Annotated in this window: 20 protein-coding genes; 8 read left to right on the top strand and 12 right to left on the bottom strand. The window is 62.3% G+C overall.

Going from position 1 to position 22,320, the window contains the following annotated elements:
* Nucleotides 1–36 precede the first annotated feature (36 nt).
* Nucleotides 37–1,095 carry an anthranilate phosphoribosyltransferase gene (gene trpD / locus J7E82_RS04365; RefSeq protein WP_214860779.1) on the bottom strand — a complete coding sequence of 353 codons (1,059 nt, stop codon included), beginning with the start codon at nucleotides 1,093–1,095 and terminating at the stop codon, nucleotides 37–39.
* Nucleotides 1,096–1,207: 112 nt separating this feature from the next.
* On the opposite strand from trpD, the gene J7E82_RS04360 reads away from it, so the two are divergent.
* From J7E82_RS04360 to J7E82_RS04345, 4 genes are all read left to right on the top strand, one after another.
* Entirely contained in the window at nucleotides 1,208–1,882 is a 675-nt protein-coding gene (locus J7E82_RS04360; RefSeq protein ID WP_214860776.1) for a heme-copper oxidase subunit III, read from the top strand.
* Nucleotides 1,883–1,968: 86 nt separating this feature from the next.
* Nucleotides 1,969–2,757 (top strand): cytochrome c, encoded by a 789-nt coding sequence (locus J7E82_RS04355; RefSeq protein WP_214860774.1) that lies wholly within the window; start codon nucleotides 1,969–1,971, stop codon nucleotides 2,755–2,757.
* A gap of 102 nt (nucleotides 2,758–2,859) precedes the next feature.
* Complete coding sequence (locus J7E82_RS04350; RefSeq protein ID WP_214860771.1) at nucleotides 2,860–3,927, top strand: ubiquinol-cytochrome c reductase iron-sulfur subunit; 1,068 nt, start codon at nucleotides 2,860–2,862, stop codon at nucleotides 3,925–3,927.
* Nucleotides 3,905–5,575: a ubiquinol-cytochrome c reductase cytochrome b subunit gene (locus tag J7E82_RS04345; protein ID WP_214860770.1), complete on the top strand. Its 1,671-nt coding sequence runs from the start codon at nucleotides 3,905–3,907 to the stop codon at nucleotides 5,573–5,575. Before J7E82_RS04350 ends, J7E82_RS04345 begins: the two co-directional genes overlap by 23 nt.
* Before the next feature lie 72 nt (nucleotides 5,576–5,647).
* Here J7E82_RS04345 and J7E82_RS04340 read toward each other — a convergent pair whose 3' ends face one another.
* Nucleotides 5,648–6,442 carry a GntR family transcriptional regulator gene (locus tag J7E82_RS04340; protein ID WP_214860768.1) on the bottom strand — a complete coding sequence of 265 codons (795 nt, stop codon included), beginning with the start codon at nucleotides 6,440–6,442 and terminating at the stop codon, nucleotides 5,648–5,650.
* 177 nt (nucleotides 6,443–6,619) lie between these two features.
* Between J7E82_RS04340 and J7E82_RS04335 the strand changes: the two genes are divergently transcribed.
* Nucleotides 6,620–6,922: an HPr family phosphocarrier protein gene (locus J7E82_RS04335; protein WP_214860766.1), complete on the top strand. Its 303-nt coding sequence runs from the start codon at nucleotides 6,620–6,622 to the stop codon at nucleotides 6,920–6,922.
* Between the two features lie 74 nt (nucleotides 6,923–6,996).
* Here J7E82_RS04335 and J7E82_RS04330 read toward each other — a convergent pair whose 3' ends face one another.
* The 5 genes from J7E82_RS04330 to J7E82_RS04310 form a co-directional block, all read right to left on the bottom strand.
* Complete coding sequence (locus J7E82_RS04330; RefSeq protein ID WP_214860764.1) at nucleotides 6,997–7,398, bottom strand: cytochrome c oxidase subunit 4; 402 nt, start codon at nucleotides 7,396–7,398, stop codon at nucleotides 6,997–6,999.
* A complete protein-coding gene (gene ctaD, locus J7E82_RS04325) occupies nucleotides 7,395–9,116 on the bottom strand; it encodes a cytochrome c oxidase subunit I (RefSeq protein ID WP_214860759.1) in 1,722 nt (573 codons plus the stop codon). Before ctaD ends, J7E82_RS04330 begins: the two co-directional genes overlap by 4 nt.
* 10 nt (nucleotides 9,117–9,126) lie before the next feature.
* Nucleotides 9,127–9,999 carry a cytochrome c oxidase subunit II gene (coxB, locus tag J7E82_RS04320; RefSeq protein ID WP_214860757.1) on the bottom strand — a complete coding sequence of 291 codons (873 nt, stop codon included), beginning with the start codon at nucleotides 9,997–9,999 and terminating at the stop codon, nucleotides 9,127–9,129.
* 185 nt (nucleotides 10,000–10,184) lie between these two features.
* Nucleotides 10,185–10,574: an iron-sulfur cluster assembly accessory protein gene (locus J7E82_RS04315; protein ID WP_214860755.1), complete on the bottom strand. Its 390-nt coding sequence runs from the start codon at nucleotides 10,572–10,574 to the stop codon at nucleotides 10,185–10,187.
* A 167-nt stretch (nucleotides 10,575–10,741) separates the two neighbouring features.
* Nucleotides 10,742–12,166: a dipeptidase gene (locus J7E82_RS04310; protein ID WP_214860753.1), complete on the bottom strand. Its 1,425-nt coding sequence runs from the start codon at nucleotides 12,164–12,166 to the stop codon at nucleotides 10,742–10,744.
* A gap of 129 nt (nucleotides 12,167–12,295) precedes the next feature.
* Here J7E82_RS04310 and J7E82_RS04305 point away from each other — a divergent pair, with 129 nt between their 5' ends.
* Nucleotides 12,296–12,898 (top strand): DUF3043 domain-containing protein, encoded by a 603-nt coding sequence (locus J7E82_RS04305; RefSeq protein ID WP_214860750.1) that lies wholly within the window; start codon nucleotides 12,296–12,298, stop codon nucleotides 12,896–12,898.
* 70 nt (nucleotides 12,899–12,968) lie between these two features.
* Here J7E82_RS04305 and J7E82_RS04300 read toward each other — a convergent pair whose 3' ends face one another.
* The gene (locus tag J7E82_RS04300) at nucleotides 12,969–14,051 is read right to left on the bottom strand and encodes a quinone-dependent dihydroorotate dehydrogenase (protein WP_214860749.1); all 1,083 of its coding nucleotides are present in this window, start codon (nucleotides 14,049–14,051) and stop codon (nucleotides 12,969–12,971) included.
* Nucleotides 14,052–14,123: 72 nt separating this feature from the next.
* On the opposite strand from J7E82_RS04300, the gene J7E82_RS04295 reads away from it, so the two are divergent.
* The gene (locus tag J7E82_RS04295; protein WP_214860748.1) at nucleotides 14,124–15,095 is read left to right on the top strand and encodes an alpha/beta hydrolase; all 972 of its coding nucleotides are present in this window, start codon (nucleotides 14,124–14,126) and stop codon (nucleotides 15,093–15,095) included.
* On the opposite strand, the gene J7E82_RS04290 is transcribed toward J7E82_RS04295, so the two are convergent.
* The 3 genes from J7E82_RS04290 to leuA all read right to left on the bottom strand — a co-directional run bounded on the left by J7E82_RS04290 (nucleotide 15,092) and on the right by leuA (nucleotide 18,510).
* Complete coding sequence (locus J7E82_RS04290) at nucleotides 15,092–15,922, bottom strand: isoprenyl transferase (protein WP_214860746.1); 831 nt, start codon at nucleotides 15,920–15,922, stop codon at nucleotides 15,092–15,094. The two genes, J7E82_RS04295 and J7E82_RS04290, sit on opposite strands and share 4 nt — an antisense overlap.
* Nucleotides 15,923–15,924: 2 nt before the next feature.
* Entirely contained in the window at nucleotides 15,925–16,677 is a 753-nt protein-coding gene (gene recO, locus J7E82_RS04285) for a DNA repair protein RecO (protein WP_214860744.1), read from the bottom strand.
* A gap of 93 nt (nucleotides 16,678–16,770) precedes the next feature.
* Nucleotides 16,771–18,510: a 2-isopropylmalate synthase gene (gene leuA / locus J7E82_RS04280; RefSeq protein ID WP_214860742.1), complete on the bottom strand. Its 1,740-nt coding sequence runs from the start codon at nucleotides 18,508–18,510 to the stop codon at nucleotides 16,771–16,773.
* Nucleotides 18,511–18,761: 251 nt separating this feature from the next.
* Between leuA and J7E82_RS04275 the strand changes: the two genes are divergently transcribed.
* The gene (locus J7E82_RS04275; RefSeq protein ID WP_214860740.1) at nucleotides 18,762–20,714 is read left to right on the top strand and encodes a M13-type metalloendopeptidase; all 1,953 of its coding nucleotides are present in this window, start codon (nucleotides 18,762–18,764) and stop codon (nucleotides 20,712–20,714) included.
* Nucleotides 20,715–20,770: 56 nt separating this feature from the next.
* Here the strand turns inward: J7E82_RS04275 and J7E82_RS04270 are convergent, their stop codons facing one another.
* The gene (locus J7E82_RS04270; protein WP_251041411.1) at nucleotides 20,771–22,231 is read right to left on the bottom strand and encodes an LCP family protein; all 1,461 of its coding nucleotides are present in this window, start codon (nucleotides 22,229–22,231) and stop codon (nucleotides 20,771–20,773) included.
* Nucleotides 22,232–22,320 lie beyond the last annotated feature (89 nt).

Raw genomic sequence — 22,320 nt, 5'->3', positions numbered from 1 at the left:
CCGGTCCAACCGGCGGCTGTGGTCGTACCCGAGGATTTAGTCCCGGCTGAGGCCAATCCACTTTTCCAGCACCTCGGCGGCGGCACCTGAATCGATCGATTCGGCAGCACGCGCGTAGGCGGAGCGCATCCGCTCAACGAACGGCCCCTCCGCCTTCAGGTCAGCGGCAACGAGGCCGGCTGCTGCATTAAGCAGGACCGCGTCCCGGACCGGTCCGGTTTTGCCTGCCAGTATCTCCCGGACAACAGTTGCATTCGCCGCTGCGTCTCCTCCGCGCAAATCTGCAACGGTTGAGGGCAGAATCCCGAGATCGACGGGCGTGAATCCCTGCTTGGCCACCTCGCCGTCGCGGATTTCCCATACCGTGGACGGGCCTGTGGGGGTGAGTTCATCGAGGCCATCGTCGCCCCGGAACACAAGCCCGCGGCTTCCGCGCCTGGCCAGCACCCCAGCAACGAGCGGTGCCATTCGCTCGTTTGCTACCCCGACAGCGGAAGCCTGGACATGGGCCGGGTTAGTCATGGGCCCCAGGAAGTTGAATGCGGTGGGTATGGCCAGTTCTTTACGCGGCACGGCGGTGTGACGAAAGGATGGATGGAAGACCTGGGCGAAGCAGAAGGTGATTCCGGCCTCTTCGGCATTGCGCGCGACTTTCTCGATCGGCAGGTCCAGCCGTACGCCCAAAGCCTCCAGGACGTCCGCCGATCCCGACGACGACGACGCCGCCCGGTTGCCGTGCTTGACCACCCGGGCGCCGGCACCGGCGCATACCAGCGCTGCCATGGTGGAGATGTTGACGGTGTTCAGCCGGTCGCCGCCCGTGCCCACGATGTCGAGTTTTTCGCCCGCGATGGAGATTGGTTTGGCATAGGCGACCATGGCCTCCACCAGTCCGGTCAGTTCCTCAACAGTCTCGCCCTTGGCGCGTAGGGCAACCAGGAAGCCAGCAATCTGTGCGGGCGTGGCTTCCCCCGACATGATCGTGTTCATGGCCCACTGTGTATCTGCCACGGCAAGGTCCCTGCCGTTGATCAGGGCCGTAATGAGGCCCGGCCAGGTGATGCCTGTTGCCGAAGACGCTGCCTGTGAAGTCACCTCCTGATGCTATCCAGCGGGCGGGCCCCGTGACCAATGTGAACGAGGCAGGGAACTTTTCCGCGCGATTTCGCGTCTTTGTAGAAAAAGTCCTCCCCAAAGGCGGTTTGCATTGGGAACTATGGACTTTTACAGACATAATGTCCTTGTGACATCTGCGACCCATGCCCCCAGTACCCCGGCGCACCCGACGCTGAACCGCCCCAATCTGGTATCCGTTGGAACCGTTGTGTGGCTGTCCAGTGAGTTGATGTTCTTCGCCGGTCTCTTTGCCATGTACTTCACTCTGCGCTCCACTTCGGGGCAGATGTGGGCCGAAGAGACAGCCAAGCTCAACTTCCCGTTTGCGCTCGTCAACACGATCGTCCTCGTGGCCAGCTCCTTCACGTGCCAGATGGGCGTGTTCGCCGCCGAGCGACTCCAGCCCCGCCGTGCGGGCGGTCCGCTGCAGTTCGTTCGCTGGGGTATGAACGAATGGTTCGCCCTGACCTTCATCATGGGCTCCTTCTTCGTCGCGGGCCAGACCACCGAGTACGCGATGCTCGTCTCCGAGCACGTATCGCTGTCCTCCAACGCCTACGGTTCGGCGTTCTATATCACCACTGGCTTCCACGGCCTGCACGTAATCGGCGGCCTCATTGCCTTCCTCTTCATCATGGGCCGCGGGTTTGCTGCCAAGAAGTTCGGGCACTTCGAAGCGACCTCCGCAATCGTCACCTCGTACTACTGGCACTTTGTCGATGTTGTCTGGATCGGGCTGTTCCTGGTCATCTACGTCCTCAAGTAGCCGGCTTTGACTCTTTTTCTACAAGAGGCAGAATTTCAAGAAGCGGCTCGCGGAGCCGACGCAGGATCGAATAAAGGAACCACCACGTGAAGGCACTTTCGCAGAAGCGACGTCACCCACTGGCAGCCATTGCGCTGCTGTTGATGGGACTCCTCGTCACTGGTGGGCTATACGCCGTTGCCACAACGGTCAACCAGGCCAAGGCCCAGACCACGGACTACAGCGCCAGTGATGTTGAGGAAGGCGGCAAGCTCTTCGCCGCCAACTGCGCCACTTGCCACGGAATGGGTGCCAGCGGAACCAAGGACGGCCCCTCGCTGGTCGGCGTAGGTGCTGCGGCTGTTGACTTCCAGGTCGGCACCGGACGTATGCCCATGCAGATGAACGGCCCCCAGGCCTACGAGAAGCCCCGGCAGTTCAATGAAGAACAGACCAAGCAGCTGTCCGCTTATGTAGCATCGCTGGGCCCGGGTCCGTCGATTCCCGAGGAACACCTCCTTGACGAGAAGGGCAATGCCGCAGAAGGTGGCGAGCTCTTCCGCGTGAACTGCGCGATGTGCCACAACGCAGCTGCAGCCGGCGGCGCCCTGACCCGCGGCAAGTTCGCTCCCGCGCTGGCCGACGTCTCGGGCAAGCACATCTACGAGGCCATGGCTACCGGCCCCCAGAACATGCCCGTCTTCAACGACACCAACATCAGCCCTGAAGGCAAGCGCGACATCATCACCTACCTGAAGCAGATCGAGGCCAACGGTTCGCCGGGCGGCGCTGATCTGGGTGCCATTGGTCCGGTCGCGGAAGGCCTGTTTGTCTGGGTCGCAGGGCTTGGCGTGATCATCGCGTTCACCATCTGGCTGACGTCGCGCACGTCGTAGGCCCATCAGGGCTGCAACTAACGTCTGCTGCACGATCAGCAGTTTGGAATTGAAAATTAACCCGGCATTGGCCGGGAAAACGAGAGAAGGATGAGGCGAATTATGGGCAACCATAGTGACGGCAGTCCGAGCCACTCGGGCACCGTAGCTACGGCTGGTCAGAATGAAGTGGAGAAGTTCCAGGATCCTGGTCTTCCTCCGCATCGTTTGCGCCTGGCTGACACGGACCCGAGGGCCGCAAAGCGTGCAGAACGGCAGGTAGCTATCCTCTTTGGCGCCTCCATCGTGGGAACGTTTATCTTCCTGGTTGCGTACTTCGCCATCGATCTGGGGGACTCCTCGATCGCAACGATCCGCACGCAGAACCTGCTTCTTGGACTGGGCACTGCCTTTGCCATGCTGGGCATCGGTACGGGCATCGTGCATTGGGCCAAGGCCCTCATGCCGGACCACGAAGTGTCGGAGGAGCGCCATGCGATCCGCCACGAAGAGGACCGCCAGGCTGCCGTCCGGATCGTTGACGACATCGTCGAGGAAACCGGCATCAAGCGCCGCCCACTGATCCGCAACACGCTTATTGGCGCCATCGCGCTGGCTCCATTGCCGGCCGTCGCCATCTTTGGCGACCTGGGTCCCCGCCCCGATGACAAGCTTGCGCACACCATGTGGGCTCCCCAGGACGGCAAGCTCAAGCGCCTCACCCGCGACCCTGATGGCACTCCCATCAAGGCATCGGACGTAACCATCGGCTCGGCCTTCCACGTCATTCCCGAAGGCCTCAACGAACTGCACGAAGGCAAGCTGAACGAGAAGGCCAAAGCCGTCGTTCTACTGATGCGCCTCAACCCGGAGTCCCTGAACCCGTCGCCCGGCCGTGAGGACTGGGGCTACAACGGAATCGTCGCCTACTCCAAGATCTGCACCCACGTTGGCTGCCCTGTTGCCCTGTACGAGCAGCAGACGCACCACCTGCTGTGCCCGTGCCACCAGTCGACGTTCGATCTCACGCAGGAATGCAAGGTCATCTTCGGCCCGGCAAGCCGTCCGCTCCCCCAGCTGCCGATTGCAGTTGACGCCGAGGGCTACCTTGTCGCGACCAGCGACTTCAAAGAACCTGTAGGACCGAGTTATTGGGAGCGTGACCAGCATGAGCGCCAAATCAACAGCTGAAGCCCCCTTCGTCGCCAAGACCAAGGTCGGGCGCGTTACGGACTTCGTTGACTCACGCGTCGGCGGATCCCCAATCCTTCGCGAATTCGGCCGGAAGGTCTTCCCGGACCACTGGTCGTTCATGTTCGGGGAGGTGGCGCTGTACTCCTTCATCATCCTGCTGCTGTCGGGTACCTTCCTCACCTTCTTCTTCGACCCGTCCATGGCGGAGACCCACTACCAGGGTTCGTACACGCCGTTGTACAACGTCGAGATGTCCGTGGCCTACAGCTCATCGCTGAACATCTCGTTCGATATCCGCGGCGGGCTCTTCATGCGCCAGGTCCACCACTGGGCAGCGCTGCTGTTCGTGGCCTCCCTCGGCGTGCACATGCTGCGCGTATTCTTCACCGGAGCCTTCCGCAGGCCCCGCGAAATGAACTGGGTGGTGGGCGGCGTCCTGCTGATCCTGGCTATGGCTGCCGGCTTCACCGGTTACTCGCTCCCCGATGACCTGCTGTCAGGCAACGGCCTCCGGATCATCGACGGCGTAATCAAGTCCATCCCGGTGATCGGAACGTACACCTCCTTCTTCCTGTTCGGCGGTGAATTCCCCGGCACGGCCATTATTGGCCGCCTGTATGTGCTCCACATCCTCCTGGTGCCCGCGCTCATTCTCCTGATGATCGTGATCCACCTGTTCATGGTGGTTATTCACAAGCACACTCAGTACCCCGGTCCCGGGCGCAACGACGGCAACGTCGTGGGCTACCCCCTTGGCCCTGTCTACGCGGCCAAGGCCGGCGGTTTCTTCTTCATCGTGTTCGGCGTCATTGCCATCATGGCCGCCGCCTTTACGATCAACCCGATCTGGAACTACGGACCTTACGACCCGTCACCAGTGTCAGCGGGTACCCAGCCTGACTGGTACATCGGCTTTGTTGATGGTGCGCTTCGACTTATGCCGGGCGTCGTCAACGGCTTCCACTTCGAGTACGTCATCTTCGGATACACGCTGACTCTGAATGTACTTCTGCCGGCCCTCGTGCCTGCAGGCATCATCTTCACCGTGCTGTTCATGTACCCTTGGATCGAACGCTGGATCACCAAGGACGACCGCGAGCACCACGTGCTGGATCGCCCTCGTAACGCTCCGACCCGTACGGCAATCGGCGTTGCAGGCTTCACCTGGTACTGCGTCATGTGGGCGGCCGCAGGTTCTGACCTCATAGCAACCCACTTCCATGTTTCACTGAACGACGTCACGTACTGGCTCCGGGCGCTGTTCTTCCTCGGACCGGTTATCGCGTTCGTCGTGACCAAGCGCGTAGCCCTCGCTCTCCAGCGTAAGGACCGCGAGATCGCGCTGCATGGACGCGAGACGGGCCGCATCGTGCGCCTTCCGCATGGTGAGTTCATCGAGGTTCACGCTCCCTTGGATGAATACAAGCGCTACAAGCTGGTGGGCTTCGAGTCCCCGTCGGTGCTGCCCGCAGTTCCGAACGAGCACGGCATCGTGACCCGCAAGGAGAAGCGACGCGCGGCGCTCTCGAAGTGGTTCTTCGAGGACCGCGTTGCCCCGGCCACTCCGGCCGAACTGGAAGCAGCACATGGCCACGCTCATCACGAGGCCATCGAAACGGCAGAACAGAAGAGCCTCAGCCACTAGCTGAGATAGCTCTCCGACAAGAGGAGGGATCGGTCCGCAAGGATCGATCCCTCCTCTTGTGCTTGGAAGCTGCTACGGGTTGCTGCGGTAGCCCGAGGAGTAGTTCCGGGTGGGCCGCACGCCGGGACGTTGCAGGGGAATCCAAAGCTTGTAGCGGTCTGCCCGGTAGTAGGACACCGAATAGTCCACCATCGCGCGCGCAACGAAGGCATGCCGCTGGATCTTCAAGAGGGGTGCTCCCACGTCAACGTTCAAGAGCCGTGCCGTTGACGGCGACGCGGCTGTCGCCTCAATCATGTCCTCTCCCCACTCCATCACCAGGCCGAAACGTTCGCTGAGGACGTTGTAGAGGGAGCTCGGCGGGCCTTCGTCAAGAAGACCTGGAACGCGGTGGGCGGGGATGAAGTTTTCATCCACGCTCATTGGCTCGTTATCGGCCAATAGAAGGCGCCGGAAGCGGACGAGGGGCGTACCCTCCTCCAGCTGCAGTTCGCGTGCCAGAAAGGCGCTGGCGGCGATTTGCTCGAAGCTGAGCACTTTTGCCGCGGGGACCATTCCGCGCCGCTGCATTTCCTCGCTATAGGACGTCAGCTTGACTTGGAGGTCCAATTTCGGTTTCTTGACGAACGTTCCCAGGCCTACAACGCGTTCAACGACCTCTTCGCCTACCAAAGCGTCAATGGCCTGCCGCACAGTCATGCGGGCGAGGCTGAAGCGTTCGGCGAGATCCCGTTCCGATGGCAGCGACGCGCCGGGCGGGCAGGATTGGATGATGAAACTGCGGAGAATTTCGCGAAGCTGAATGTAGATGGGGACGCCGCTTTCGCGGTCGATCTCCCCTGCAATTGCGGTAGCGTCAGCAGGCATGATAATCCGCCGGATGGAACTGGAGCATACTTCCAGAGTAAGGCACGATCAGGGGGGTCTAGACCGGCGGATTTACCCGGCTGAAGCGGCGCTAACCTTGTAGGGATCACAACAGCAAGCGGGCTGTCCCCCAATCTCTCCTAAGCATGGGACTGCCCGGACATGAAGGAGTCCCGCGTGCCCGAACTAAATGCCGTAGTTGCCGCTGAGATGGGCCTGCATGCCCGGGATGCTGCTGTGTTTGTCCGGGGTGTCACCGAGACCGGGCTAGGCGTGACTATACGGAAACCGGGCCTGCGGCAAGTTGGCGCCCGGTCGCTTCTGGACGTCATGACCGAAGACTTTGGGCACGGCTGCGACGTGGTGCTGGCGGTTTCAGATGCGGACCTGTCCGACGAGGAGGAACGCGCCGCCGCCCAGTTGGTATTGATGGGGCTATCGGAGCTACTGGCAGGGCAGGCAAGGCCTGTGGGCAGTTAGCCGACGGGCGCTTAAACGCCGACGGCGGGCCCCACCTCAAGGGTGGGGCCCGCCGTCGTATTTCCAGCTAAACGCTAGTGGGCGTGATCGCCGCGACTGTACTCGAATACCCAGCCGATCAGGGCCACGAGCGCGAGGCCTGCGCTGACGAACAGGATCCAGAAGCCGATGGCCAGTCCGAGGAAACCGCCGGCACAGGCCAGGCCGAGGACCAGCGGCCACCAGCTCCACGGGCTGAAGTGTCCCTGTTCGCCCGCGCCTTCGTGGATCTCGGCGTCTTCGCGGTCCTCCGGGCGGAGGCCTACACGCTTGCCGGTGAAGCCAAGGTATGCGCCGATCATGCCGGCAAGGCCGCCGACCAGGAGGATACCGAGGGTGCCCACCCACTCAGACCAGTGGGTCAGGAATCCATAGGCCAGGGATACCGGTACGAAGAAGAAGACTCCTGCTCCGAAGAGCCATGACTCAATTTTCATTTGGCGGTGTCCTTCTGGTCAGCATTGCCCAGCAGCGATGCCGCCGGCTCGGGGCCCTCTACGGTGTGGCGCTGCGACAGCTCCGGGTGGTGCAGGTCCAGGGCCGGACGCTCGGAGCGGATACGCGGCAACGAGGTGAAGTTGTGGCGGGGAGGCGGGCAGGAGGTGGCCCACTCCAGCGAGGCGCCGAAGCCCCAGGGGTCGTCCACTTCCACCTTCTTGTCGCTTCGCCAAGTGATGTAGACGTTCCAGAAGAACGGCAGGAGGGAAGCGCCAAGAACGAACGAGGAAATGGTGGAGAACTGGTTCATCCACGTGAAGTTGTCCTGCGGCATATAGTCGGCGTAGCGGCGCGGCATGCCTTCGACGCCCAGCCAGTGCTGGATCAGGAAGGTGCCGTGGAAGCCCAGGAACAGCAGCCAGAAGTGGATTTTGCCGAGGCGTTCGTTGAGCATCTTGCCGGTCCACTTCGGCCACCAGAAGTAGAAGCCGGCGAACATCGCGAACACCACGGTGCCGAAGACCACGTAGTGGAAGTGTGCCACCACGAAATAGGAGTCGGAGACGTGGAAGTCCAGCGGCGGGGAGGACAGGATGATGCCAGTCAGTCCGCCGAAGAGGAAGGTGACCAGGAAGCCCAGGCTCCACAGCATGGGGGTCTCGAAAGTGAGCGAGCCCTTCCATAGCGTGCCGATCCAGTTGAAGAATTTCACGCCCGTCGGGACCGCGATCAGCATGGTCATGAAGGCGAAGAACGGCAGCAGCACCGAACCGGTGACGTACATGTGGTGGGCCCACACCGTCACGGACAATGCGGCAATGGCGATCGTGGCGTAAACAAGGCCTTTGTAGCCGAAGATCGGTTTGCGGCTGAAGACCGGGAAGATCTCGGACACGATGCCGAAGAACGGCAGCGCGATGATGTACACCTCGGGGTGGCCGAAGAACCAGAACAAGTGCTGCCACAGGACGGCACCGCCGTTTTCCGGGTCAAAGATGTGGGCACCGAATCGACGGTCCGCACCCAGGGCGAACAGTGCGGACGCCAGGGGCGGGAAGGCCATGAGCACCAGGATGGCGGTGACCAGCGTGTTCCAGGTGAAGATCGGCATACGCCACATGGTCATACCGGGAGCGCGCATGCAGAGGATGGTGGTGATGAAGTTCACCGCACCAAGGATGGTGCCGAAGCCGGACAAACCAAGGCCGAACACCCAGAGATCGCCACCGACGCCAGGGCTGAACGTGGTGTTGGATAGCGGCGCGTAAGCGAACCAGCCGAAGGAAGCGGCACCCTGCGGGGTGATGAAGCCGGACACCGCAATGGTGGAACCGAACAGGAAGAACCAGAAGGCCAGGGCGTTCAGTCGCGGGAAGGCAACGTCCGGTGCACCGATCTGCAGCGGCATGATGACGTTGGCGAAACCGGCGAACAAAGGCGTAGCGAACATCAGCAGCATCACGGTGCCGTGCATCGTGAACATCTGGTTGTACTGTTCCTTGGTCTGCAGGATCTGCATGCCAGGTTCGAACAGCTCCGCACGGATCAGCAGCGCCATGACGCCGCCGAGGCAGAAGAACACAAAAGACGCAATCAGGTACATGTACCCGATGGTCTTGTGGTCAGTGGAGGTAATCCAGTTGACGACGATGCGCCCCTTGGACTTCGGTACTACGGGAGCTTCAAGAACTCCCGCGGATGGAGTGTAAACAGCCACGTCGCTTCCCTTACTTATTCTCGGACAGGCTCGGGTTGCGGTCGTACTCTTCACCGAGAAGGCCGGTGTTGCCATCCTGGCGCAGCTTGTCCATGTGGGCCTGGAATTCGGACTCGGAGACAACCTTTACCCGGAACAGCATTTCGGAGTGGTATTCGCCGCAGAGCTCGGCGCACTTGCCGTCGTAGGTGCCCTCCTTGGTAGGAGTGAACCTGATGTAGTTGGTCTTTCCGGGAATCATGTCGCGCTTCTGCAGGAAGGCGGGAACCCAGAAGGAGTGGATGACGTCGCGGGCGTTGAGCTCGAGGTCTACGGACCTGTTAACCGGGAGGTACAGGGTGGGAAGCTTTTCCTTGTCCACCTCCGCGCCGGTGAGGTGCGCCTGAACGCCTGCTTCATGCAGGTCCTCGGAGATTACCGAGCCCTGCTTGTAGTTGAAGTCCCAGGCCCACTGCTTGCCGCGGACGTCAACAACGACGTCGGCCGGCTGCGAGCGGTCATCAATAGCCTGCTGGTCGCGGTCTGTGAAGTAGAAGAACACGAGGACCATGAAAAGGGGGATCGTCAGGTAGAAGACCTCAAGCGGCAGGTTGTAGCTCAGCTGCTTGGGGAATCCCACAGTGCCTTTGCGGCGGCGGTAGGCAACGATGCACCAGACGATCAAACCCCAGGTAATAATGCCGACGACCATAGCGGCAATCCATGAGTTGACCCAGAGGTCCATGATGCGGTCAGTGTTGCTGGTGGTGCCGCGTTCAGTGGGCAACCAGCCCTTCTCTACCTCTGGTGAACATCCAGTCAAAACCAACGCGCCGGCTAGTGCCAAGCCAGTGATCGAGGTGATCTTTATGCGTCGGCTGCCGGTTCGGTTCTGCGAACTCACAGACGGCCCTTCCTCTTGTTGCTGCGTCCCGGCAAGCCGAAGGCTCACCAGGCACACGAAAAGTTTTACTACCCGATGTAGAGCTTACCGCTAGGCGGCAAATTTCGCCCACATGTCAGCACAGTGCGTCGGAAGCGGCAGAAACCGCTTCCAACGCACCGGTGCTAACAGGCGAAGAGCCCTGATTAGTGGAAGGAATCTCCACAGGCGCAGGATCCGCCGGCATTCGGGTTGTCGATGGTGAAACCCTGCTTCGAGATAGTGTCTTCGAAGTCGATGCTGGCGCCACTCAGGTAGGGAACGCTCATCTTGTCGACCACGACTTCAACACCGTCGTAGTCGCGAACCGCGTCGCCGTCGAGAATGCGTTCATCGAAGTAAAGCTGGTAAATCAGGCCGGAGCAGCCTCCGGGCTGCACGGCCACACGGAGTCGGAGGTCCGTCCGGCCCTCCTGCTCCAGGAGGCTACGGACCTTTCCTGCGGCCACATCCGTCAGATTGACCTCGTGGGTGGGAAGCTCGCCGCTAGCAGGAGCCTGCACGTCAGTGCTGTTTTCGTTGGTTGCGGTGCTCATGGGGCCTACCTTCTTATGACGCCTTGGCGGCCGCGCTTCCGCGCTGCCTGCCCTTGAAATTACGTTCGGGCTATAGCTAATGCTACGACGGACACAGCAATAGCTCTAACTTCCTACGTAACCACAGAGCATCAGGCGATGTTCCCGGTGCCATGGAAAACAGGGAACTATTCGCCGTTGTTCAGGCCCAGCAAGAGGAGCGCCTCGGCCACGATGGTGTTGCGGAAGTCCCCGAGATGGAGCGACTCATTGGCACTATGCGCACGGGAATCCGGGTCCTCCACTCCCGTCACAAGGATCTGCACCTCGGGATAGACCTCGCGCAGGTCTGAGATGAAAGGAATGGAACCACCGATCCCCGTTTCCACCGGAACCACACCCCAGGCCTCGCCGAGTGCCCACAAGGCCATCCGGGCCGGCTTGGAGCTGGTATCGGTTGAGAATGCGTTGCCCATCTCTCCGGGCGTGAACGTAACCCTGGCACCAAAGGGTGCATGTTCCTCAACGTGTTTCCTAAGGGCGGCCATCGCGTCGGACGGCGACTGGCCCGGTGCCAGCCTCAGGCTGAACTTTGCCTTTGCCGCCGGCACAAGGGTGTTTGAGGCCAAGGCAACAGAGGGGGCGTCGATCCCGATGATCGACAGGGCAGGTTTCGTCCACAGCCTGGAAGTGATGCTGCCGGATCCGGCGAGCCGAACGCCGTCGAGCACTGAGGCATCTGCACGAAACTCGGCCTCTGTCAGGTCAATCGCGACGTCGTCGCGGGAAACCAGCCCTTGGACGGCGACATTCCCCTGTTCATCATGGAAGGTTGCGATCAGCCGCGACAACAGCGTCGGCGCGTCAAGCACGGGACCTCCGAACATGCCCGAGTGGACGGCGTGCTCCAGGACCCGGACTTCCACGGTCCCGTCGACCAGGCCCCGCAGGCTCGTGGTCAGCGCCGGAATACCCACCTTCCAGTTACTCGAGTCCGCCACGACGATCACATCAGCCCGAAGCAGGTCCTTGTGGGTCTCAAGGAAGTTACGGAAGGTAGGCGAACCGGCTTCCTCCTCGCCTTCGATGAAGAACGTCACCCCGAGGCCAAGCTCTCCGTCCAGAAAAGCGGATACGGCGGCATAGGCTGCAAGGTGCGCCATGATCCCCGCTTTGTCGTCTGCCGCGCCACGACCGTAGAGGCGGCCGTCGCGCTCTTCTGCGATGAAAGGATTGGATTCCCAGAGGATCCGCTCCCCCGGCGGCTGAACGTCATGATGGGCATACAGGAGGATGGTCGGCATGCCAGGCGCCGCCTTCTTCCGCGCCACGATCGCCGGTCCGCCCGGCGTGCCGTCATCCTTGTTGCAGCGCAGCACCTGGACTTCATCGACACCGGCCTGGCGAACCAGCTCCGCCACTGCCCCCGCACTTCTGTCCAGCTCAGCAGGATCGAAGCTGGACCAGGCGATACCAGGAATTGAAACCAGGGCCTTCAGGCTGTCAACGGTCTGCTCAAAGTTTGAATCGACAAGCCGGCGCAGCGCTTCGATGTCGACCGGTTCGATGGTGCCCGGTGCATTCTGCGGGGTCTCCGCCTTCGATGAAGTCATGGCCAAAACACTACAACCGCCCGTTATAGTGCGGAACACAGGACGACGGCGCGTCACGATGCTTGGTGGCGCGACGCGCTCCTGCCCTCACCGGAACTCCGGTGTGTCGCTGCGGGGTATTCTGTATTGGTGTTTGGACGTAAAAAGGAAGAGCCCAGCGCTCAGGACGTAGTAGACCAGTCGGCCCTCGAGACCGCTGCCGAGCGGGATGCCCGTGCAGGAAAGGGTACCCCAACGCCCAGGCGCAAGGACCAGGAGGCAGCGCGTAAGCGTCCCCTGGTACCGACCGACCGCAAAGCGTCGAAGGCGGCGGAGCGTGCCGCCATCCAGGACCAGCGCCAGAAGATGCGCCAGGCGCTGGACACCGGCGACGAGCGGTTCCTTCCCCTGCGGGACAAGGGCCCCCAGAAGCGTTTCGTCCGTGACTACGTGGATGCCCGGTTCACCCTTGGCGAGTACCTCATGTTTGGTGCGCTCGTCTTCGTCCTCATTTCGCTCCTGGTGCCGTCCACAAGCGACCAGATGATTTACGTCCTGGGCGGCTTCTGGGTCATGTTCCTGGCTGTCTTCGTCGACGTCTTCATTCTTTCGCGCAAGCTGCGTAAGCGGCTCACCGAAAAATTCGGTGAGGTGGAACGTGGGGCCGTCTGGTACGGCTCCATGCGTGCATTGCAGTTCCGGAAGCTCCGGCTGCCCAAGCCCCAGGTCAAGCGCGGCCAGTACCCTTCCTAAACGCCTTCCTCCCCTTCAAGCCAAGGAGACCCCGGACCTGCCTGGTCCGGGGTCTCCTGCATTAACTCCTCTATTTGCCGACGCGCTCCTTTGACGAGCGGGCAAGGTATTTGTTGATGCCTGCCGCCCAAAAAGGGCCCTCATAGAGGAATGCCGTATAGCCCTGGACCAGGGTAGCGCCTGCGTCCAGCCGCTCCTGCACATCGGCTCCGCTCTGGACGCCTCCGACGGACACCAGCGTGAGGTCGTTGCCCACCGCCGCCTTCAGCCGGCGCAGCACCTCAAGGGAGCGTGCTTTCAGCGGCGCACCTGACAGGCCGCCTGCCCCGCAGGACTCCACCTTGGCTGCATCGCTGCGCAGACCATCCCGGGTGATCGTTGTGTTGGTGGCGATGATGCCGTCCAGCTTGAGGTCGAGCGCAAGCCGGGCGACGTCGTCGATGTCTTCATCACTCAAGTCAGGGGCGATCTTGACCAGCAGCGGAACGTGCCGGCCCGCCGCCTCATCCGCCGCCTTCCCGACCGCGCGCAGAAGCGGCCTCAACGTCTCAACGTTCTGCAGGAGCCTCAGGCCCGGTGTATTCGGGGAGCTGACGTTGACCACAAGGTAGTCGGCAGCAGGGGCAAGGGTCCTTGCACTGACCAGGTAGTCTGCCTCGGCGTCATCGAGCTCGACAAGTTTGGTCTTGCCAATGTTGACACCGATCACGGGTCGCACGCCCGGATGCCGGGCCTGAAGGGAAGCGCGGGCTGCCTTGAGGCGCGGTGCCACCGCGAGGGCCCCGTCATTGTTGAAGCCCATGCGATTGATGACAGCCTTGTCTTCAATGAGCCGGAACAACCGGGGCTTCTCATTCCCGGGCTGGGCCTGGCCGGTGATGGTTCCCACCTCGACATGGCCGAACCCCAGCTCGCTGAGAGCCTCGATGCCATGGCCTTCCTTGTCAAAGCCGGCCGCAAGCCCAAACGGCGACGGGAAGGTCAGGCCGAACGCCTCGGTCCGCAGGGAAGCATCGGGAGCCGTTGCCTTGGCAAGGAGCCGCCCCGCCCCCACACGATGAACCAGCCGGATTGCCTGAAAGCCGATCTTGTGGGCTTTTTCGGCATCCATCCAGGAAAAGGCCAGCTTGAAGAAGGTGGGATAAACGCGCATGGCTCCAGTCTTCCGCCTCGCCCCGGAGTCTCCAAACCGAGTCCCGTCCCCTTCTATGTCTAAGCTGGTGCCATGGAGTGGCAGACGGACATTCTTGGAGAGGATTTCGAAAGCTGCGGTTTCCAGGCCGCCGGCCCGGACGGCATCACGCGAACCGCGACGCTAGTCCGTCACGTTCCCAAGGACGGTAGCCAGTCCCCCGCCAGCAACGGCGCCATCCTCTTCCTGCACGGCTGGAGCGACTATTTCTTCAACGTCGAACTGGCCAGGTTCTGGACAGCCCGGGGCTTCGCTTTCTATGCCCTGGACATGCACAACCATGGACGAAGCCTGCAGCCGGACACACCAGGGGGCTACGTTGCCCATCTTGATGACTACGACGCCGAAATCAGCCAGACGATCTCACTGATCCGCAGCGGCGAAGCAGTGCCCAAACTGACCCTCATGGGGCATTCAACCGGGGGCCTGATCGCTGCCCTCTGGGCCAGCCGCCACCCTGGCGAAGTCCAGTTCCTCGTGCTGAACAGCCCCTGGCTGGAGATGCACGGCAGTGCCCTCGTCCGGCGCGCCGCACGAACCATGGTGGAGCCCCTCGCCCGCCTGCGGCCCGAAGCGGTCTTGAAACTGCCGGAGCGCGGCTTCTACTACCGAAGTATCAGCAGTTCCGCTGAGGGAGAGTGGTATCTGGATGACAAGTACAGGCCTCCCATGGCCTTTCCGGTCCGGGCGGGGTGGCTTCGCGCCGTGCTCGCGGGCCACTCCCGGATTGCCCGAGGACTGCGGCTCGATATTCCGGTGCTGGTGCTGATGTCACGTTCCAGTGCCAACGGAATGGTCTGGCAGGAAGCCATGCGGCGATCTGATGCCGTCTTGGATGTGAACACCATGGCGATCCGGGCAATGGCCTTGGGGCGGACTGTAACGCTTGAAAGGATCGAAGGCGCCCTGCACGACGTGTTCCTTTCCGCGGCGCCTGTCCGAACCGACGCATATTCAAGGCTGGCGCGCTGGATCCGCGGGTACATTGAGCCGGATCCTTCCTAGGCCCCATGCTGCTGGCTCGCGGCGTCGACGGCACCGCCGTAGCGGCGGTCCCGCCTTGCGTAGATCTCGACGGCGTCCCAGAGGGTGCGACGGTCGACGTCGGGCCAGAGGGTGTCGAGGAACACGAATTCTGCATAGGCGGACTGCCAGAGCATGAAGTTGGACAGCCTCTGCTCGCCAGAGCTGCGCAGGAAAAGGTCGACGTCGGGCAGGTCCGGCTCGTCGAGGTACTTCTGGATGGTCTTCTCGGTGATGGACCCGGGCTTCAGCCTGCCCTCGGCAACGTCCTGTGCCAGGGCCGAGACGGCGTCGGCGATTTCGGCCCGACCACCGTAATTAACGCACATGGTCAAGTGGCAGGTGTCGTTGGCTCGGGTGAAGTCCTCGGCTGCCTCGAGTTCCTTGATCACCGAGCCCCACAGTTTGGGCCGCCGCCCTGCCCAGCGTATCCGGACACCCCAGTCGTCGAGCTGGTTGCGCTGGCGGCGTAGCACGTCCTTGTTGAACCCCATGAGGAAGCGGACTTCTTCCGGAGAGCGCCGCCAGTTTTCAGTGGAGAAGGCATAAACGCTGACGTACTTGATTCCAAGTTCGATGGCGCCTGCCATGACATCCAGTAGGGCCGGCTCCCCTGCCTTGTGCCCCTCAATCCGGGGCAATCCCCGCTGGTTGGCCCACCGCCCATTCCCGTCCATCACGATCGCCACGTGCTGCGGGATGAGTTCCGCCGGGATGCCAGGAGGTTGCGCACCGGACGGGTGGGGATATGGCTGGGCTACCGGCTTGGTTCGCGGCGGCAGGGTCCTGCTTTTATTTCCGAATGCCACTGTCAGCTTCGCTCCACGTGTTTGAGGGATTTCAGTGCTCGTTCCAAATGCCACTGCAGGTAGGCGGCCACCAGGCCGGCCGCTTCGCGACGGTGCACGCCATCGGAGGTATCAGCCGCGGCCCAGTCTCCGGTCAGGAGCGCGGCCAGCAGGGTAACGGTCTCGGGCGCAGGTGCTGGAGAGCCGGGCGGCCGGCAAGAGTGGCAGACCATGCCTCCCAGCGGCGCGGAGAACGCGTTGTGCGGGCCGGAAGCGCCACAGCGGGAGCAATCGGTGAAGCTCGGAGCCCAGCCGCCCGTAGCCAGCGCCCGCAGCAGGTAGGAATCGAGGATCAGCTCGGCGGGATGTTCGGCGCGGCTCAGTGATGCGAGGGCGCCCACCAGGAGACTGTACTGGGCCGTGCCGGATTCGACGTCGACGTCGGTCAGCTTTTCCGCGGTCTCCGTCATCGCGGCGGCAACGGTGTAACTTCCGTAGTCCGCTGCGATGCTGGTTCCATAGGCACCCTTGGCCACTGCCTGCGTGACGATATCCAGGGTCCGGCCCGAGACCAACTGCAGGTCCACCACCATGAAGGGCTCCAGGCGTGAGCCGAAGCGGCTGCTGGTGCGGCGGACGCCCTTTGCTACCGCCCGCACCTGGCCATGATGCTTCGTGAGCAGGGTGATGATCCGGTCGGCTTCGCCCAGCTTGTGGGTACGGAGCACAACAGCATCGTCCCGATAGGAACGGGCTGCAAACGATTGATTGGCCACAGTTAATCTTCGCACCGGCGGGGCTGGTAGAGGCCCTGCCTCCCTGGGCGGCGCCGGAACATCCTTGGACATCCCGTGCCGCCCGGCGGGCTGCTAGGCCTGCGCGTCCCGGATGGCCCGGTTGACAGCGGAAATGACGGCCTTGAGGGAGGACATGCTGGTGTTCGAATCGATGCCTACGCCCCAGAGCACCCTGTCGCCCACGGCACATTCGACGTAGGCGGCAGCCAGGGCGTTCCCGCCTTCGGAAAGGGCGTGTTCGCTGTAGTCCAGCACCCGGACGTCGACGCCGTCGGCATGGAGGATGTTCAGCAGCGCCGCGATGGGTCCGTTGCCGGTGCCTGTGCGCGGGGTCTCCACGCCGTCGACGCGAAGCGTGGCGTGGAGGGTCATGGTGCTGGATTCGTCGTGCTCTGTGCTGACGGCAGCCAGTGAATAACGGCCCCACTGGTTGTCCGGCTGCGCGGACGGCAGGTACTCGTCCTGGAAGATCTGCCACAGCTGGGCGCCGCTGACCTCGCCACCCACAGTGTCGGTCTGCCGCTGGATGACGCCGGAGAACTCAATCTGTGCACGGCGTGGCAGGTCCAGGTTGTGCTCGTTCTTCAGCAGATAGGCGACGCCGCCCTTGCCGGACTGCGAGTTGACCCGGATGACAGCCTCGTAGCTGCGGCCGAGGTCCTTGGGGTCAATGGGCAGGTAGGGAACCTGCCAGGTGAACTCGTCCACATCCTTGCCGGCAGCAGCGGCATCCTTTTCGAGGGCTTCGAACCCCTTCTTGATGGCGTCCTGGTGTGAACCGGAAAAGGCGGTGAAGACGAGGTCCCCGCCGTACGGTGAACGCTCCGGAACCGGCAGCTGGTTGCAGTACTCAACCGTGCGGCGGATCTCGTCGATGTTCGAGAAATCGATCATGGGATCGATGCCCTGCACGAACAGGTTCAGGCCCAGGGTGACGAGGTCGACGTTACCCGTGCGCTCACCATTGCCGAACAGGCAGCCCTCAATCCGGTCGGCGCCGGCCAGGTACCCCAGCTCCGCGGCGGCGACTCCCGTGCCGCGGTCATTGTGCGGGTGCAGCGAGATGATGATGCCCTCACGCGGGTGCAGGTTGCGGCTCATCCACTCGATCGAGTCGGCATAGACATTCGGCGTGGCCATTTCCACCGTGGCCGGCAGGTTGATGATGACCTGTTTGTCGGCCGACGCTTCGAAGACATCCGCGATCGCGTTGCACACGCGGACGGCGTATTCCAGTTCCGTCCCGGTGAAGGATTCCGGCGAATACTCATACGTAATATGGGTATCCGCGAGCGTTTCTTCGTACTTCTTGCACAGGCGGGCACCCTGCAAAGCGATGTCCAGGATGCCGTCTTCATCCTGGTTGAACACCACGCGACGCTGCAGCACGGATGTGGAGTTGTACAGGTGGACTATGGCCTGCTTGGCACCGACCAGCGATTCATAGGTCCGCTCGATCAGGTGCTCCCTGGCCTGGGTCAGGACCTGGATGGTGACGTCGTCGGGGATGTGGTTGCCCTCGATGAGCTGGCGGACGAAGTCAAAGTCTGTCTGGGACGCCGACGGAAATCCCACCTCGATCTCCTTGTAGCCCATCTTCACGAGCAGCTGGAACATCTTCAGCTTGCGTGCCGGACTCATGGGATCGATCAGGGCCTGGTTTCCATCGCGCAGGTCAACTGCGCACCAGCGGGGTGCCTTGGTGATGACCTTGTCCGGCCAGGTGCGGTCCGGAACACTCACGGAAATCTGGTCCTGGAAGGGAATGTAGCGGTGGACGGGCATTCCGGAGGGCTTTTGTGCGTTTCGCATGACTTGTGGCCTTTTCTCTCAATCTTTGTTCAAGGTAGGCCGGGCAACACAAACTCCGCAGCGAGGGTTGGCCTTGCGTCAGATCGCGTACTAGGCCTCGCCGCGGCAGCTAAGAAGAAGCATTCCTGCGCGCACCATTTCACAGTAACACGGGTGCGTATGATGACAGTGCAACACCTCAAGCATCGTCCATTATTCAGACGCCGCAGCGGTGGACAGCCGCCTGCACACGTCGTTCCGAAGGAGTACATGTGCCACAGTCGGGGATCACACTGTCAAACATCGATCACAACGTGCGCCCGCAGGACGATCTGTATCAGCACGTGAACGGTGCATGGCTTAAGAACACAACCATTCCGGACGACCGTCCGCTGGAAGGAACGTTCACCGCCCTTCGCGATGGTGCGGAGCTGGCGGTCCGGGCCATCATCGAGGAAGCGGCAGCCAAGGGACCTGAGGCAAGCGGGATCGAACGCAAGGTAGGCGACCTGTACCGCAGCTTCATGGACGAGGCCGCCGCGGAGGCCAAGGGCGTGGACCCGATTCGGGCGCGCCTGGCCTCGGTCTCCGCCGTGCAGTCCGTTGCCGAGCTCATCGAGCTGGTAGGCCGGCTGTTCCGTGCCGACGTGGCGGGACTGTTTTCCATCTACCCGGCCCCGGATGCAGGCAACCCCGAGCGCGTGCTGCTTTACGTAGGCCAGGGCGGCCTGGGCCTGCCCGATGAGTCCTACTACCGTGAAGAAAAGTTCGCACCCATTGTTGAGGCCTACCGTGCCCATATCGCCCGCATGCTCACACTGGCGGAAATGCCCGACGCCGAGGCCGCGGCCGGGCGGGTTGTGGCCCTCGAGACCGCCCTCGCTTCGCATCACTGGGACAACGTCACCTTGCGCGACCCCCAGAAAACCTACAACCTGAAGACCGCCGCTGAGGGCCAGGAACTGTTCCCGCAGCTCGGTGGCTGGTTCCTGGCTGCAGGAATCGAGGACGCCAAGTGGAGCGAACTGGTGGTCAGCACTCCCGACTTCTTCGGCGGCGCGGCTTCACTGCTCGAATCCGAAGATCTCGGCACGTGGCGTGAGTGGCTGGCCATGCGCGTCATCAGCTCCGCCGCTCCCTACCTTTCGGCGGCATTCATCGATGCGAACTTCGACTTCTACGGAACCACGCTCAGCGGTACTCCCCAGAACAAGGACCGCTGGAAGCGTGGCGTAGCGGTCGTCGAGGCGGGCCTCGGAGAAGCCGTCGGCCAGATTTACGTGGCACGACACTTTCCCGAGGGCCACAAGGCGAAGATGCAGGAGCTGGTCTCCAGACTCATTGAGGCGTACCGCCAGAGCATCACTTCCCTCGAATGGATGGGCGAGGCCACCAAGGCCGAAGCCCTGAAAAAACTGGAGGCCTTCCGGCCGAAGATCGGCTTCCCGGACGAGTGGATCGACTATTCGGCAGTAGACATCGATCCCGCCGACCTCCTGGGCAACGTCGAGCGGGCCCATAGCGCCGACGTCGACCGCCACCTCGATGAGGTGGGCAAGCCCGTGGACCTGAACAAGTGGCTCATGACGCCCCAGACGGTCAACGCCTATTACCATCCCATGCTGAACGAGATCGTCTTTCCGGCCGCGATCCTGCAGCCACCGTTCTTTACGGCGGACGCCGACGACGCCGTCAATTACGGCGGAATCGGTGCCGTCATTGGCCATGAAATCGGCCACGGCTTCGACGACCAGGGCTCGCAGTTCGACGGAAGCGGCGCCCTCCGGAACTGGTGGACTGAGGAGGACCGCGCCGCATTCGAGGAACGCACCGCCAAGCTGGTCTCCCAGTACGACGCGTTGTCCCCCTACGCGGCTCCGGACCACAAGGTCAACGGCAGGCTGACCCTCGGTGAGAACATTGGCGACCTGGGCGGAATGACCATCGCCTATAAGGCCTATCTGCTCAGCCTCAATGGTGAAGAACCGCCCGTCCTGGACGGCTTCACCGGCTGGCAGCGCTTCTTTATGTCCTGGGCCGCAGGCTGGCGCCAGGTGATCCGCCCCGAAGAGGCCATTCGCCGCCTGGCCACGGACCCACACTCCCCCAATGAATTCCGCACCAACGCCATTGCGCGGAACCTGACCCCGTTCCATGACGCCTTTGACGTAACGCCCAATGATGCCATGTGGCTGGATCCCGAGGACCGCGTCAACATCTGGTAGCAGCCCGGAGGTCGAGCCTGTCGAAGATCTCGACCGGCTCGATCACCAGGGTGACATTATCCGGTGACGTAGGCCGGGTTGGCGGTCTGGCAGATGACGTCGCTGGCTGTCTGGTTCACGACGTCCTTGGGAACTGTAGCCTGGCCGTATTGGGTCCCGGACGTGAAGTCGGTTCCCAGGTAGACCTGGACGCCGGTCACCGAGGCCTCCTGCTGGATTGCCGGGATGCCGAACAGTGCGGCGACGTCCTTGGCAACGTCCTCAAAGCCTGCGCCATAGTAGACCACAGTGGTGTTCACCGTTGCGGCCGCGAAGGTGCTGGCCCGGGTGAAGCCGGCGCCGGTGATCGTTTGAAGGAGTTCCTGCGCCCTTGCCGGGGTGCCTGAACCATTTGCAACAGCGACTGGTTGAAGTGCTTTGTCGTAGGCCGGTGCAGGCGGCGCCGGAGCAGTAGTGGCTGGAGCAGTGGGATCTGCGGGACGGGCGGGACTCGGACTCTCGGTGGAGCCAGGGGAAGTCAGGTCAAGGTCCGCGCGCAGGGCAGCAAAAAGCTGGGACGCCTCGGGCTCCACGAGCTCAAGCCGGTTCGGGTCCTGGGAAGCGGGCTGAGTGGGCGCGGCGACGAATGCCACCTTGGAAACATCGATATCCCGGAGCCGGCTTCCTATGGTCAGCAGCGACTGCACCGAGGCCAGTCCATCGTCGACAGTCAGGTTCTGCGTGACTACGTCCGCGATGCGAAGCAACTTCTGCGGATCGCCGAGGGTACCGTCATCCTTGATCTTGCGGGTCAGGGCAGAAAGGAAACCCTGCTGGGCCTTGATACGGCCAAGGTCTCCGCCAAGTTCGAAGGCGTGGCGGGTCCTGAGGAAGGCCAGGGCCTGTTCGCCCTCCACCTGCGATGTGCCTTTGGGAAGGCGCAGTCCGGAATCCGGATCAAAGACGGCGTCGCTGATGCAGACGTCGACGCCGCCGACCGTGGAGGAAAGCTCCTTCACGGCGTTGAAGTCCGCCATCATGAAGTGGTCGATTTTCATCCCGGTCAGCTCATTGATCGTATCCACAGCGCACCCGATGCCTGCCTCGGCCATTGCAGTATTGATCATCACGCCGCTGCGGGCCGGATACGTCTGCCCACTCTCATGGTCGATGCACTTTGGAATGTCGACCAACAGGTCACGTGGGAAGCTGACGACGCTGACCCGCTTATTGTCCTTCGATATGTCCAGGAGCATCATGACGTCCGACTGGCCATAGCCCGTAGAGTCCTCGGCCGAACCGTACTGGGAGTTCTTGCCGTCACGAGTGTCGGAGCCAAGAATCAGGATCTGCAGCCGGTCAGTCCTGTCATTAGTGTTCTCCAACTTCTCGCTTCCGGCGGACAGGGGTGCCTTCGAGATGTTCAGCTGGAGACGAATCACCCAGAAGGCTGCGAACGCGAGGCCGGCGACAACGAGCATGCAGGACGCCCAGGTGGTGACCTTGAGCCAGACTGGCCATCCCTTGATCCCGTTCATGTGACGGGCGGGCTCCATGCCACTCAGCTCCGAATGGCGTGCCGGTGCCCCGCTGGAGCCTGCGCCTGTTCCAGTCGCGCCGGCATCAC

It is taken from the genome of Arthrobacter sp. ISL-30 (assembly GCF_018613855.1).
Lineage (GTDB): Bacteria > Actinomycetota > Actinomycetes > Actinomycetales > Micrococcaceae > Arthrobacter.
The sequence above is the reverse complement of the archived record's forward strand: the minus strand, read 5'-3'. Positions and strand labels throughout refer to the sequence as shown.